Here is a 13,288-nt window from a genome sequence, read left to right on the forward strand (position 1 = left end):
TGACACGGGCGAGCGGATATCGGTTTCCATCCGCTCGATGTGTCTCTCTACGATGGATCCGCACCTGGTCACATCTCGGTGCTTCGAATCCGTCGAAAGGAATCCCGTGCTGCGCACCCACTTGGCTGGTTCGCTGCGAAGCGAGCACGCCGGTCAGACCGTCACCCTCACCGGCTGGGTGGCCCGGCGGCGAGACCACGGTGGCGTGATCTTCATCGATCTGCGCGATGCGTCGGGTGTTGCCCAGGCTGTCTTCCGCGAAGGCGAGCCGGCGGAGGCCGCCCACAAGCTGCGCAACGAGTTCGTCGTGAAGGTCGTCGGAGTGGTCGAGGACCGACCGGCCGGTAGCGAGAACCCGAACCTGCCGACGGGCGCCATCGAGGTCAATGTGACCGAGCTCGAGGTGCTCAACGAGGCCGCGCCGCTGCCGTTCCAGCTCGACGACGAGCCCGGCGAGGAAGCGCGCCTGCGCTACCGCTACCTGGACCTGCGCCGCGAGGGTCCGGCGCACGCGATCCGGTTGCGCTCCAAGGTCAATGCCGCCGCCCGCGAGGTGCTGGCCCGCCACGCCTTCGTCGAGGTCGAGACCCCGACCATGACGCGCTCCACCCCCGAGGGCGCCCGCGACTTCCTGGTGCCGGCCCGCCTGCAGCCGGGCAAGTTCTATGCCCTGCCGCAGTCGCCGCAGCTGTTCAAGCAGCTGCTCATGGTCGGCGGCATCGAGCGCTACTACCAGATCGCGCGCTGCTACCGCGACGAGGACTTCCGCGCCGACCGCCAGCCCGAGTTCACCCAGCTCGACATCGAGATGAGCTTCGTCGAGCAGGAAGACGTCATCCTGCTGGCCGAGGACATTCTGGCCGCGCTGTGGAAGCTGGTCGGCCACGAGATCTCCACCCCGATCCCGCACATGACCTACGCCGACGCCATGCGCCGCTACGGCTCCGACAAGCCCGACCTGCGCTTCGGCATCGAGATCACCGAGATGATGGAGTACTTCAAGGACACCGAGTTCCGGGTGTTCCAGGCTCCCTACGTCGGTGCGGTCGTCATGCCGGGCGGCGCCGCGCAGCCGCGCCGCCAGTTCGACGCCTGGCAGGAGTGGGCCAAGCAGCGCGGCGCGAAGGGCCTGGCCTACATCACCTTCCAGGAGGACGGCACCCTCGGCGGACCGGTCGCCAAGAACCTCACCGACGCCGAGCGCGAGGGCCTGGCCAAGCAGGTCGGCGCCAACCCGGGCGACTGCGTGTTCTTCGCCGCCGGTGACGCCAAGTCCAGCCGGGCGCTGCTGGGCGCGGCGCGCGGCGAGATCGCCCGCAAGTGCGGACTCATCGACGAGGACGCGTGGGCGTTCGTGTGGATCGTGGACGCGCCGATGTTCGAGCCCGCCGCCGACGCCACCGCCAGCGGCGATGTGGCGCTGGGACATTCGGCCTGGACCGCGGTGCACCACGCGTTCACCTCGCCCAAGCCCGAGCACCTCGACACCTTCGACACCGATCCGGGCGCGGCGCTGGCCTACGCCTACGACATCGTCTGCAACGGCAACGAGATCGGCGGCGGCTCGATCCGTATCCACCGCCGCGACGTGCAGGAGCGGGTGTTCACCGTGATGGGCATCGGCGAGGAGGAGGCGCAGGACAAGTTCGGCTTCCTGCTCGACGCCTTCTCCTTCGGCGCCCCGCCCATGGGCGGCATCGCCTTCGGCTGGGACCGCATCACCGCGCTGCTGGCCGGGGTCGACTCGATCCGCGAGGTCATCGCGTTCCCGAAGTCCGGCGGCGGCGTCGACCCGCTGACCGACGCGCCGACCCCGATCACCCTGCAGCAGCGTCAGGAAGCGGGCCTCAACGCCAAGCTCGACGCGAACGGCAACCCCGTCAAGGACGACGCGAAGTAGGCGGCGCACCACCGAAAGACAGCGCCCTCCGGTGAACACCGGAGGGCGCAGTCGGTTTTCGGTCGCGGCTCACACGACCAGACGACCCGTCATGGTGCGGTAGGCGTAGGTGGTGCCGATGGCGGTCACCGGGCCGGCGACCACCAGACCCAGCCCGCAGAACAGCAGCCCGATCGCGGTGATCACGAACACCGCCAGCGCCAGCAGCGCCACGTGCAGCGCGTTGGCGATCACCAGCCGGACGCTGGCCTGGATGGCGGCCAGCGGATTGAGGTCCTGGTCGATCACGAAATGCAGTGCGAACATGCACAGCACGCCCACGATGATCGCGGGGAACACGCACGCGATGGCGGCGACGAAGCACAGCGCGAACACGATGAGCGCGGTGATGAGCACATTGCCGGCATTCACGAAGCCGAAGAAGGACGGGAAATCCGGTGGGGTGCCGTCGGTTTCGTAGAGCGCGCCGCGGATCATGGCGGCCTGCAGCAGCCACACCACCAGCGACACCACCGCGAACAACAGGACCACCGCCGAGAGCGACTGCACGTCAAGCAGTCTCACCAGCAAGGTGACCAGCAGCCAGGCGATCAGTCCGATCAGCACCATGCCGACCCAGGGAACGGGATTGAGCCGGAAGCGATCCCAGCCGTAGGTCAGGGCCGCACCGACGTCGAGCCGCTCGCGCGGCGGGCTGAACTGGCTCGGCGGGGCGGGGTCGTGGGGTCCGGGACCGCCCGGCTGCGGAGGGCCGGCCGGCGGAAATCCGCCCGGCGGAGGCGGATTGCCCGGCGGCATCCCGCTCTGCGTCGGCATCGCGGCGCCGTAGCCGGGCGGTGGCAGCGGCGCGCCCGACTGCGGGGGCAGCGCCGGCGGGGGTTCCACGGCCTCGCTGCCGTAGTGCGCCGCGCCGGGACCGTCGAACTGCGGGTATCCGGCCAGACCGGGCAATTGGTGGCGGCCGGGCGCGGGGGTGGGCTCGGGCGCGCCGGAAAACGGTGCGGGCTCGGGGTTTTGGTGTTGACCGGTGCGCGGCGGATACTGCTCCCCGCCCCCGGCGCCGGGACGTTCGCCGGCGGGGCCATACGGTGCTGAGGGCGGCGTGCCAGTCATGGTCGCAAGCCTTTCACATTTGCCGGTTTACGGTGTGGCGCACAGCAAGTGACCATGAGACAACTAGACCCTCCTGGTTGTGTCAAGCAACCAGCGCCGTGTGGGCAAACCCTTCACAAAGACACGCCGTCCGACGCGCGAAAGGTTGCGCAACCGCTCGCTGAAAGTGACCTGACGGGAGTAACTTGGGTTCCGATGACCGCACTATTGGCCGAACGCGCCGCCGAAGTCGTGTCCGCGGCACAACAGTTGCTCACAAAGCGAATGGGTGCCCCGGTGAAGCTGAGCGATCCGATGGAACTCAGCGGTAGTGGTAGGACGACGGTTCTCCGTGTCCGCGTCGCGGAGAACGCCTTTTCGCTACCGCGCACCCTGATAGTGAAGCAGGTTGCGGGCCCGGCGAATCAGCGACGCACCGGTGGCATGGCCCCCGGTGTCGCCAGCATCGATTCCGCGTTCCTGCGCGAGGCGGTGTCCTATCAGTTCACCACCGCCCTCGGCCGCGATCATCGGCCCGGCGCCTACCTGCTCGGCTACAGCCTGCCCGACCGCCTGCTCATTCTCAGCGACCTCGGCGAGAACACCTCGCTCACCGCGGTGCTGCAGTCCGGCGTCGAACCCAGCGGGCGCAATGCGCTGATGGCGTTCGCGCAGGCACTGGGCCGCATGCACGCCGCGACCGTCGGGCGCGAGGCGGACTTCGTGGCGCTGCTGCGGCGAGTGGACGTGGTGCATCGGGTCGACGGCATCGCGCAGCAGGCCGAATCCGCGGTCGCGGAGGTGCCGCTCATGCTGCAGCGCGAGATGGGCATCGAGGTGCCCGGCGAGATCGCCGAACGCATCGTGCGCGGCAATCGCCTGTTCTCCGCGGGCCGCTACCGCGCGTTCAGTCCCTCGGACCTGTGCCCGGACAATGTGATCCTCAACGAGGAGGGCGCGCGGTTCCTCGACTACGAGTGGGGCGGTTTCCGCGACGCCACCCTCGACATCGCCTACGCGCTGGTCTCCTTCCCGGGCTGCCTGTGCGATTTCGAGCTCTCCCGCGAACGCGCCCGCCAGATGGTGGAGGCGTGGCGGTCCGAGGTGGTCGCGGTGTGGCCGGCCCTCGCCGACGACACTGTGCTCGCCGAGCGCATTCTCGAGGCGCGGCTCATCTGGGTGTGGCTGTCGACCTACTGGTTCCTGCCCGCCGACCACGCCCGCATCGCCGCCGCCCGCGAGCACGGACTGTCGATTCCGCGGTCGGCCGCTTTGATCAACCGCTGGGCCGCGTTGGCCGAGGACGCGCGCTGCACCGGCGACGACACCCTGGGCGATTTCGCCGAGCATGTGTCGGCGACGCTGGAAGAGCACTGGGAGGAGTAGTCCTCCGCGGGCTGCGGGCCGGTCGTGGCCGGGTTCGGCGAACGTGTCGGAGCCGGTCGGTAGGGTCATGGGCGTGAGTGATGGGCTGTTCGACGCGCCGGGCGCGCAGGCCGTCGCCGACGATTTCGAGGCGGCGTCGGCGCGGACCCCCCAGGGTGACGACCGCTTCGCGCCGTTGGCCGTGCGCATGCGGCCGCGCACCCTCGACGAGGTGGTGGGGCAGCAGCATCTGCTCGGGCCGGGTTCGCCCTTGCGGCGGCTGGTCGAGGGGTCCGGGGCGGCCTCGGTGCTGCTGTACGGACCGCCCGGCACGGGCAAGACCACGCTCGCCTCACTGTTGTCGCGTGCCACCGGTCGCCGGTTCGAGGCGCTCTCGGCACTGTCGGCGGGGGTGAAGGAGGTACGCGCGGTCATCGATCTGGCGCGCCGCCGCCTCACCGCCGGTGAGCAGACCGTGCTGTTCATCGATGAGGTGCACCGGTTTTCGAAGACCCAGCAGGACGCGCTGCTGGCCGCGGTGGAGAACCGCATCGTGCTGCTGGTCGCGGCGACCACGGAGAACCCGTCGTTCTCGGTGGTGTCGCCGCTGCTGTCGCGCTCGCTGGTGTTGCAGCTGCAATCGTTGTCCGAGGACGACATTCGCACCGTGCTGCGGCGCGCGATCGAGGATCCGCGCGGGCTGGCGGGGGAGTACACGGTCACCGACGAGGCCCTCGACCACATCGTGCGCATCGCGGGCGGTGACGCGCGCCGCTCGCTGACCGCGCTCGAGGCGTCGGCGGAATCCTCGCTGGACGGCACCGTCGATCTCGCGCTGGTCGAGGCCAGCGTCGACAAGGCCGCCGTCCGCTACGACCGCGCCGGCGACCAGCACTACGACGTCATCAGCGCGTTCATCAAATCCCTGCGCGGCTCCGACGTCGACGCCGCCCTGCACTACCTGGCCCGCATGATCAGCGCCGGCGAAGATCCCCGATTCATCGCCCGCCGCTTGATGATTCAGGCCAGCGAGGAAGTCGGCATGGCCGACCCCACCGCTCTGCAAACCGCCGTGGCCGCCGCCCAGGTGGTCCAACTCGTCGGCATGCCCGAAGCCCAACTCGCCTTGACCCAGGCCACGATTCACATCGCCACCGCCCCGAAATCCGGCGGCGTGGTCAAAAGCCTCGCCGCCGCCATGGCCGACATCCGCGCCGGCAAAGCCGGCGCCGTCCCCGCCCACCTCCGCGACGGCCACTACGCCGGCGCCGCCGCCCTCGGCAACGCCCAGGGCTACAAATACCCCCACGACCACCCGGACGGTGTTCTCGCCCAACAATATCCACCCGACGAACTCGTCGGCACCGACTACTACCAGTTCACCGACCACGGTTACGAACGCGAAGTAGGCCCCCGAGTCACCAAACTCCGCCGCATCGTGCGGGGGAAGTAGACGGCCTCCCAGGGTGACCGTGTCGATCCGAGGTCCTCATGGTGGTCGAGGTCACCTGCTTCGACACCGAGCCCGGGAGGATCCGGGCGCGCCGAATCGGCTGACCGATGGTTGCCCGGTGGTCGCGCGAAACTCCCTGGACCACGACCGGTAGGCTGGATACCTGTGCAGACCCACGAGATTCGACGGCGCTTCCTGGAGCATTTCGTAAAGGCCGGACATACCGAGGTACCGAGTGCCTCGCTGATCCTGGCCGACCCCAACCTGCTGTTCGTCAACGCGGGCATGGTCCAGTTCGTGCCGTATTTCCTCGGTCAGCAAACCCCGCCCTTCGACACCGCGACCAGCGTGCAGAAGTGCGTGCGCACCGGCGATATCGAGAATGTGGGCGTCACCACCCGCCACAACACCTTCTTCCAGATGGCCGGCAACTTCTCCTTCGGCGCCTACTTCAAGCGCGGGGCGATGGAGCTGGCGTGGTCGCTGCTGACCAATGCGGTCGAGGACGGCGGCTACGGCTTCGATCCGGAAAAGCTTTGGGTCACCGTCTATCTCGACGACGACGAGGCCGAGCAGATCTGGCGTGAGCTGGGGGTGCCGGACGAGCGTATCCAGCGGCGCGGCATGGCCGACAACTACTGGTCGATGGGCATTCCCGGCCCGTGTGGCCCGTGCTCGGAGATCTACTTCGACCGCGGCCCCGAATACGGCGTCGAGGGCGGCCCGGAGGCCGACGAGGACCGTTACCTCGAGATCTGGAACCTCGTGTTCATGCAGAACGAGCGCGGGGCCGGGCGCGGCAAGGACGATTTCGAGATCCTGGGCCCGCTGCCGAAGAAGAACATCGACACCGGTATGGGCGTCGAGCGCGTCGCGTTCCTGCTGCAGGGCGTCGACAATGTCTACGAGACCGACCTGCTGCGCCCGATCATCGACAAGGCGCAGGAGCTGACCGGCCGCTCCTACGGTGTCGAGCCCGCCGACGACGTGCGTTTCCGCGTCATCGCCGACCACGCCCGCACCGCCGCCATGCTCATCGGCGACGGCGTCAACCCGGGCAATGACGGCCGCGGCTACGTGCTGCGCCGCCTGCTGCGCCGCATCGTGCGCTCGGCCCGGCTGCTGGGCGCCGACAAGCCGGTGATGGGCGAGTTCATCAAGGTCGTCTCCGAGCTGATGGCACCCTCCTACCCGGAGCTCGCCACCGATTTCCAGCGCATCGAAACCGTCGCCGTCGGTGAGGAAGCCGCGTTCCTCAAGACGCTGAGCACCGGCACCAAGCTGTTCGACGAGACCGTCGACGAGGTGAAGGCGCAGGGCGCCAAGAAGATCAGCGGCACCGACGCCTTCACCCTGCACGACACCTACGGTTTCCCCATCGACCTCACCTTGGAGATGGCCGCCGAGGCCGGACTGCAGGTCGACGAGGAGGGCTTCCGCTCGCTCATGGCCGAGCAGCGCAAGCGCGCCAAGGAGGACGCGCTCTCGCGCAAACACGCTCACGCCGACCTGACGGTCTACAAGGAGTTCGTCGACCGCGGCGCGACCGAGTTCACCGGTTTCGACGAATTGGCCACCGAGGCAACGGTTCTCGCCCTGATCAAGGACGGCGTGCGGGTGCCGGTCGCCGAGGCCGGCCAGGACGTCGAGATCATCCTCGATCGCAGCCCGCTGTACGCGGAGTCCGGCGGCCAGATCGCCGACCGCGGTTCGATCGTGTCCTCGCACGGCCTGAAGGTCGCCGTCAACGACGTGCAGAAGATCGCCAAGAAGGTGTGGGTGCACAAGTCCACCGTCGCGGCCGGTCAGCTCACCGAGGGCGACACCGTGCTCGCGCAGGTCGATCCGGCCTGGCGCAAGGGCGCCACCCAGGGCCACTCGGGCACCCACATGGTGCATGCCGCGCTGCGACAGGTGCTGGGCCCCAACGCCGTTCAGGCCGGTTCGCTCAACAAGCCCGGCTACCTGCGCTTCGACTTCAACTGGCAGGGCGCGCTCAGCGACCAGCAGAAGGCCGATATCGAGGCCGTCTCCAACGACGCCGTCGCCGACGACTTCACCGTCAACACCTTCGTCACCGATCTGCCCTCGGCCAAGAAGATGGGCGCGATGGCGCTGTTCGGCGAGAACTACGGCGACGAGGTGCGGGTCGTGGAGATCGGCGGACCGTTCTCCATGGAGCTGTGCGGCGGCACGCACGTGCAGAGCTCGGCGCAGATCGGCCCGATCACCGTGCTCGGCGAGTCGTCGGTCGGCTCGGGCATCCGCCGCGTGGAAGCCTTCGTCGGCCTGGACTCCTACCGGTACCTGGCCAAGGAGCGGGCGCTGCTGGCCGGCATCGCGTCCTCGCTGAAGGTGCCCTCCGAGGAGGTGCCGGGCCGCGTCGAGCAGCTCGTCGAGCGGCTGAAGGTTGCCGAGAAGGAGCTCGAGCGCACCAAGATGGCGGCCGTGCTGTCCTCGGCGGGCACGTTCGTCGAGCAGGCGCAACGGGTCGGCAAGGTGCTGCTGGTCGCCGCCGCCGCGCCCGCGGGCGTCGGCGCGGGCGATCTGCGCACCCTGGTGCAGGACATCAAGGGCCGCTTCGGTTCCGAGCCCGCCGTCGTGGTGCTGCTCGGCAATGCCGACGGCAAGGTGCCGTTCGTCGCCGCGGTCACCAAGGCCGCCCAGGATCTCGGCATCAAGGCCGGGGATCTGGTGTCCGCGTTCGGTCCGGCCATTTCGGGTCGCGGCGGCGGTAAGCCGGAGATGGCCCAGGGCGCGGGTTCGGATCCGGCGGGCATCGAGGCGGGTCTGGCCGCGTTGCGTGCGCGGGTGGCCGAGCTCGCCGGGTAATGATCGACTCCGACACCACCGACACGCCCGGCCCCGTACCCGGGGCCGGGCCCGGTTTCGAACGGACGCCGACCCCGGCGTCCGGGGTCTCGGCGGGGCGCGGTTTCGCCTCCGAACGCCCCTCGGCCGAACGGGATCCGGGGCGCGGCCGCCGGCTGGGCATCGATGTGGGTTCCGTGCGTATCGGCGTCGCCTCCAGCGATCCGGACGGCCTGCTGGCCACCCCGGTGGAGACGGTGCCGCGCGCGAAAAAGGTTGCGCCCGGGATGCTCGCGCCCGATCTCGCCAGGATTGCCGAGATTGTGCGGGAATACGAGGCCGTGGAAGTAATCGTCGGCCTGCCGCGCACCTTGCGCGGCGAGAGCGGGTCTTCCGCTAAGCTGGCTGCCACCTTCGCGGGGCGTTTGCGGTCGCTGATCGCACCGGTGCCGGTGCGACTTTCCGACGAACGTTTGACTACGGTGTCTGCTGCACGTGCGTTGCGAGACAGTGGAGTTCGCGCACGCGGGCAGCGGCAGGTCATCGATCAAGCCGCCGCCGTGTCGATCCTGCAAGGATGGTTGGACGAACGGAGTGCCCTTTTGAAGCCGCGCGGTGAAGACGCATGACCGACCGCTGGACGCGGGCCGAGGAACGCTACCGGCAGAACGCCGAACGGCGTTACCGCCGCGACGATCTGGACTGGTCACAGGCGGACGATTACGAGGACGACACCACCGTCATCCCGCGTTACGAGGATGAGCACTACGCCGACGAGCCCTATACGGCCGACGAGTACGACGAGGAGCCCCCACTCGCCCCGGAACCGCCGCGTCGCAGCGCACCCCAGCGCGCGGAACGCACCCGCGCCCAGGGTCGGTCGGGTCGCGGGCAGTCGCGCGCGAGCGGTGGCCGCGGCGGGTCGCGGCCCAAACGTTCCCGGGTGGCCTCGCGCAAGGCGGCCGAACGCAAACGCCGCCGGCGCAACCTGTTCGTCATCGCGGGCGTGTTCGCCGTATTGTTCGTCGGCGCAGTCGGATTCGCGGGCTGGAAGTTCGTCGGCAAGCTGAACCCGCCCGCGGACTTCTCCGGACCGCAGGGGCCGCTGGTCGTCATCCAGATCAAGACCGGTGACACCGCCACGCAGATCGCGCAGACCATGGCCGACAAGGGCATCGTCAAGAGCAGCGGCGCCTTCTACGAAGCGGCCGTGCGCAATACGAACATGAACTCGATCCAGCCCGGCTACTACGCCATTCCCGGCCACAGCAAGGGTTCGGAGGCGGTGACCGCGCTGTTCAGCAAGGACGCGCGGGTCGGCAATGTGGTGATCTCCGAGGGCCGCCAGCTGCACGACTCCAGCGACGCCAGCACCAACGCCCGCAAGGACGGCATCTACCGCAAGATCGCCGACGCCAGCTGCGTCGGCACCGGCACCGCCGCCAAGTGCGTCACCTACGAGGCGCTCGATCAGGCCGGGGCCACCGCCGACCCGGCCACCCTGGGCGTGCCGACATGGGCGTTGGAGCGGGTGAAGTCCGCACCGGACCGCACCCGTCAGCTCGAGGGCCTGATCGCCGGCGGCACCTGGGATTTCGATCCCAGCGCCAGCGCGCAGGACATTCTCAAACAGCTGGTGACCGCGAGCGCGCAGACCTACGAGGCCAGCGGGCTCATGCAATCCGGCTCCGCCAACGGCCTCTCTCCCTACGACACGCTCATCGCGGCGTCGCTGGTCGAGCGCGAGGCGCTGCCGCAGGACATGTCAAAGGTGGCGCGGGTGATCGTGAATCGGCTCGCCGCCCAGCAGAAACTGGAGTTCGACTCCACCGTCAACTACAACCTCGACAAGACCGAGGTCGCCACCACCGACGCGGACCGGGCCAAGAAGACGCCGTGGAACACCTACGCCAGCCCGGGCCTGCCCGCGACGCCGATCTCCGCGCCGTCGCTGGATGCCACGCGCGCCATGGAGAATCCCGCGCCGGGCAACTGGCTGTACTTCGTCACCGTCGACAAGCAGGGCACCACGTTGTTCACCGACAACTACCAGGCGCATCTGAGCAATATCGAAAAGGCCAGGCAGAGTGGAATCCTCGACAGTGGACGGTGAGCGGCACGCCGCAGGGGGCGTCGAGCCGCAGGCCGCGCTGACGGGACAGCGCAAGGCGGCCGTGCTCGGCAGCCCGATCTCGCATTCGCGGTCGCCGCAACTGCATCTGGCCGCCTATCGGGCACTTGGTCTGGACTGGACCTACGAGCGGATCGAGTGCACCGGTGAGCAGTTGCCCGGCCTGGTGGATGGGCTCGGGCCGGAGTGGGTCGGACTGTCGGTGACCATGCCCGGCAAGGTCGCCGCACTGGCCTACGCGTCCGAGCGCACCGAACGAGCCGAACTGGTCGGTTCGGCGAATACGCTGGTGCGCACCGATTCCGGATGGCGTGCCGACTGCACCGACGTCGACGGCGTGCGGGGCGCGTTGGAGGGCGCGGGCGTGAAGGACATCGAACGCGCCGTCGTGCTGGGTGCCGGCGGCACCGCCCGGCCCGCGCTGCTGGCGCTGTCGGACCTGGGCGCACACACCGTCACCATCGTCGCCCGCGACCGCGGCCGCGCCGCCGACACCCTGGAACTGGCCGAGCAGCTGGGCATGTCGGCCGAGGTGCTCGGTTTCGACCGCGAGGGCCTGCTGTTCGTCTGCTCCGACGTGGACGCCGTCGTGAGCACCGTGCCCGCCGACGCCGCGGCGGCCGTGGCCGATGCGGTGGCGATGGCCCCGGTCGTACTGGACGCCATCTACAACCCGTGGCCGACGCCGCTCGCGGAAGCCGTTGCGCGCGCGGGCAATACCGTCGTCAGCGGACTCGACATGCTGCTGAACCAGGCCTACGGGCAGGTCGAGCAGTTCACCGGCCGCCCCGCCCCGCGCGCGGAAATGGCCGCGGCACTACAGCGCTGACCGCGTATCCACCGGAACCGATTGCGGCTCTTCGGGTTCGAACGCCTGCCGGAACGTGAACGCGTACGGCGTGGGGCCGTGCTCCCGCAGGTGCTCGAGCCGGCGCATGGCGTCGGCCAGTTCCGGGATCGTGCCTTCCGGAATCCACCACAGCGCGGTGAAGACCTCGCCCAGCGGCAGAAACCATTCGCGCCGGCGGCGCAGATACTCCATGTGGCCGCTGCGGTAGACGTAGTCGAACAGAGTCTGGCGTGATTCCCACACGCTGAGGTTGACCAGCATCTCCGGGTCGCGGTCGTAGGGCCGCAGCGAGGTCGCGTCGTTGGCCTCGCCGTCGACCATGCGCCAGACGAAGCCGGGGGCGGCGTCGGCGACGGCATTCATCTCGTCGAGGTGGTCGTAGAACTCGGCGACGCGCGCATCGCCGCGCGGCGCGATCATGCGTCCGATATTGAACTGTGCGAGGTGCATGACTGGACTATAACTAATCTTCGTTGGTTTTAGAGAAACTCACGCAACACCGGCCCGGGGCCGCGTCCATGCGCGCGGTCCAGCCGGCCTCGGCGGCCGGGCCCGCGAGCAGGGCCAGGTTCATGCCGCACACCAGCGGCGGGAAGTCGAGGGCGAGGCGGTGAAAAGGGCAGTTGCGCAATCGAATCACCGCGCCGTCGCGGTAGGGCTCGTAGCCGCGCTCGGCCAGCGCCGCGAACAGTTCGCCGCCGGTCACCACCGGCCCGTGCGCCGCGGCCGCCTCGGCGATCGCCGCCTCGAAGCCCTCGTGCTCGACGGCCTCGGCGAGAATCGTTGCGACCGTGCGATAGTCGCGTTCGGGCAGGCTGACGGCGAACTCGGCCTCGGCGCGGCGATAGAACTTCGCGGGCCGCCCCGAACCCGGACCGGTGCGGCCGTCGGGGCGGCGGAAGACCGCGTCCAGCAGACCGGCCTCGGTGAGCTTGTCGAGGTGGAAGGCCGCCAGCGGCCGCTTGATCTCGACCGCCGCGGCCGCCTCGTCGCGGCCGACATCGTGGCCCGCGGCCACCACATAGTCGTAGAGCCGCTTGCGGATCGGGTCCTGCAGCAGGGCGACGGCTTCGATGCTCACCCCGCATTTCTAGCAGCGTGTCGCACCCGGCGGCGGGCAGCGCCGCCGCTCCCGCTATGGTTCTGGAACAAGTTTCAGTTCAACCGGTTCGACAGAGTGGTCCGGCAGGTTAAGGTGATCGTCATGAATGCGTGGGTGTTGCGTGCCGTCGGCCTGGGGGCGCTGACCGTGCTGCTGGAGACCCTGCTCGGGTTCGGCATGATGACCTGGCCGACCGCGGGCGCGTGGATGCGGATCCTGTGCCTGATCGTGCTGGTCGGCGCGGTCCTGACCTGGGGTGTGCTGGACGGGCGCGCGGATCGGCGCGCCAATCCGGATCCCGAGCAGGGCTCGGATCTGACCATGCGATGGCTCGAGGCCGCGGTCGCCGGCGGTCTCGGCGCCGGCCTGGTGGCGTGGCTGCTGGATTTCCTGCCCAAGTTCGATCTGGGCGATCAGGGCCTGCTGTTCAACATCACCTCCGGCGCGGCGTGGATCATCCTGCTGATCTTCATCCCGGGCATGCTGGGCGTGACCATCGGCCGCTTCCTGGTCGGCCGCGAACACAAGAAGCGTGCCCCGGCCGCCAGCCCGGAACCCGCCCACGCCTGAGACCGCGCTCTCTC

11 protein-coding genes are annotated in these 13,288 nt (G+C 69.2%); 8 read left to right on the forward strand and 3 right to left on the reverse strand.

Features of this window, described 5'->3' with window-relative positions; all coding sequences use genetic code 11:
- The first annotated feature begins 106 nt into the window (after positions 1–106).
- Positions 107–1,900 carry an aspartate--tRNA ligase gene (gene aspS / locus D7D52_RS11615; RefSeq protein ID WP_120736319.1) on the forward strand — a complete coding sequence of 598 codons (1,794 nt, stop codon included), beginning with the start codon at positions 107–109 and terminating at the stop codon, positions 1,898–1,900.
- A gap of 69 nt (positions 1,901–1,969) precedes the next feature.
- On the opposite strand, the gene D7D52_RS11620 is transcribed toward aspS, so the two are convergent.
- Positions 1,970–3,013 (reverse strand): DUF2189 domain-containing protein, encoded by a 1,044-nt coding sequence (locus D7D52_RS11620; protein ID WP_120736320.1) that lies wholly within the window; start codon positions 3,011–3,013, stop codon positions 1,970–1,972.
- A gap of 195 nt (positions 3,014–3,208) precedes the next feature.
- On the opposite strand from D7D52_RS11620, the gene D7D52_RS11625 reads away from it, so the two are divergent.
- The 6 genes from D7D52_RS11625 to D7D52_RS11650 all read left to right on the forward strand — a co-directional run bounded on the left by D7D52_RS11625 (position 3,209) and on the right by D7D52_RS11650 (position 11,581).
- Positions 3,209–4,378 (forward strand): phosphotransferase family protein, encoded by a 1,170-nt coding sequence (locus D7D52_RS11625; protein WP_120736321.1) that lies wholly within the window; start codon positions 3,209–3,211, stop codon positions 4,376–4,378.
- Positions 4,379–4,445: 67 nt separating this feature from the next.
- Positions 4,446–5,810 (forward strand): replication-associated recombination protein A, encoded by a 1,365-nt coding sequence (locus D7D52_RS11630; RefSeq protein ID WP_120736322.1) that lies wholly within the window; start codon positions 4,446–4,448, stop codon positions 5,808–5,810.
- 165 nt (positions 5,811–5,975) lie between these two features.
- A complete protein-coding gene (gene alaS, locus D7D52_RS11635) occupies positions 5,976–8,642 on the forward strand; it encodes an alanine--tRNA ligase (RefSeq protein WP_120736323.1) in 2,667 nt (888 codons plus the stop codon).
- Positions 8,642–9,250 carry a Holliday junction resolvase RuvX gene (gene ruvX, locus D7D52_RS11640; protein WP_120736324.1) on the forward strand — a complete coding sequence of 203 codons (609 nt, stop codon included), beginning with the start codon at positions 8,642–8,644 and terminating at the stop codon, positions 9,248–9,250. The genes alaS and ruvX overlap by 1 nt, the downstream gene beginning before the upstream one ends.
- Positions 9,247–10,734, forward strand: coding sequence for an endolytic transglycosylase MltG (locus D7D52_RS11645; RefSeq protein ID WP_120736325.1), 1,488 nt, complete (start codon positions 9,247–9,249; stop codon positions 10,732–10,734). Before ruvX ends, D7D52_RS11645 begins: the two co-directional genes overlap by 4 nt.
- 37 nt (positions 10,735–10,771) lie before the next feature.
- Positions 10,772–11,581 (forward strand): shikimate dehydrogenase, encoded by an 810-nt coding sequence (locus tag D7D52_RS11650; protein ID WP_120744024.1) that lies wholly within the window; start codon positions 10,772–10,774, stop codon positions 11,579–11,581.
- Here D7D52_RS11650 and D7D52_RS11655 read toward each other — a convergent pair.
- Together D7D52_RS11655 and D7D52_RS11660 are read right to left on the reverse strand one after the other, a co-directional pair.
- On the reverse strand, positions 11,570–12,052 hold the full coding sequence (locus D7D52_RS11655) for a DUF3291 domain-containing protein (protein WP_120736326.1): 483 nt from the start codon (positions 12,050–12,052) through the stop codon (positions 11,570–11,572). The genes D7D52_RS11650 and D7D52_RS11655 overlap by 12 nt on opposite strands.
- A gap of 13 nt (positions 12,053–12,065) precedes the next feature.
- A complete protein-coding gene (locus D7D52_RS11660; RefSeq protein WP_120736327.1) occupies positions 12,066–12,683 on the reverse strand; it encodes a helix-turn-helix transcriptional regulator in 618 nt (205 codons plus the stop codon).
- Between the two features lie 123 nt (positions 12,684–12,806).
- Between D7D52_RS11660 and D7D52_RS11665 the strand changes: the two genes are divergently transcribed.
- Positions 12,807–13,274: a B-4DMT family transporter gene (locus D7D52_RS11665; protein ID WP_187703134.1), complete on the forward strand. Its 468-nt coding sequence runs from the start codon at positions 12,807–12,809 to the stop codon at positions 13,272–13,274.
- Positions 13,275–13,288: the final 14 nt, after the last annotated feature.

It is taken from the genome of Nocardia yunnanensis (genome assembly GCF_003626895.1).
Lineage (GTDB): Bacteria > Actinomycetota > Actinomycetes > Mycobacteriales > Mycobacteriaceae > Nocardia > Nocardia yunnanensis.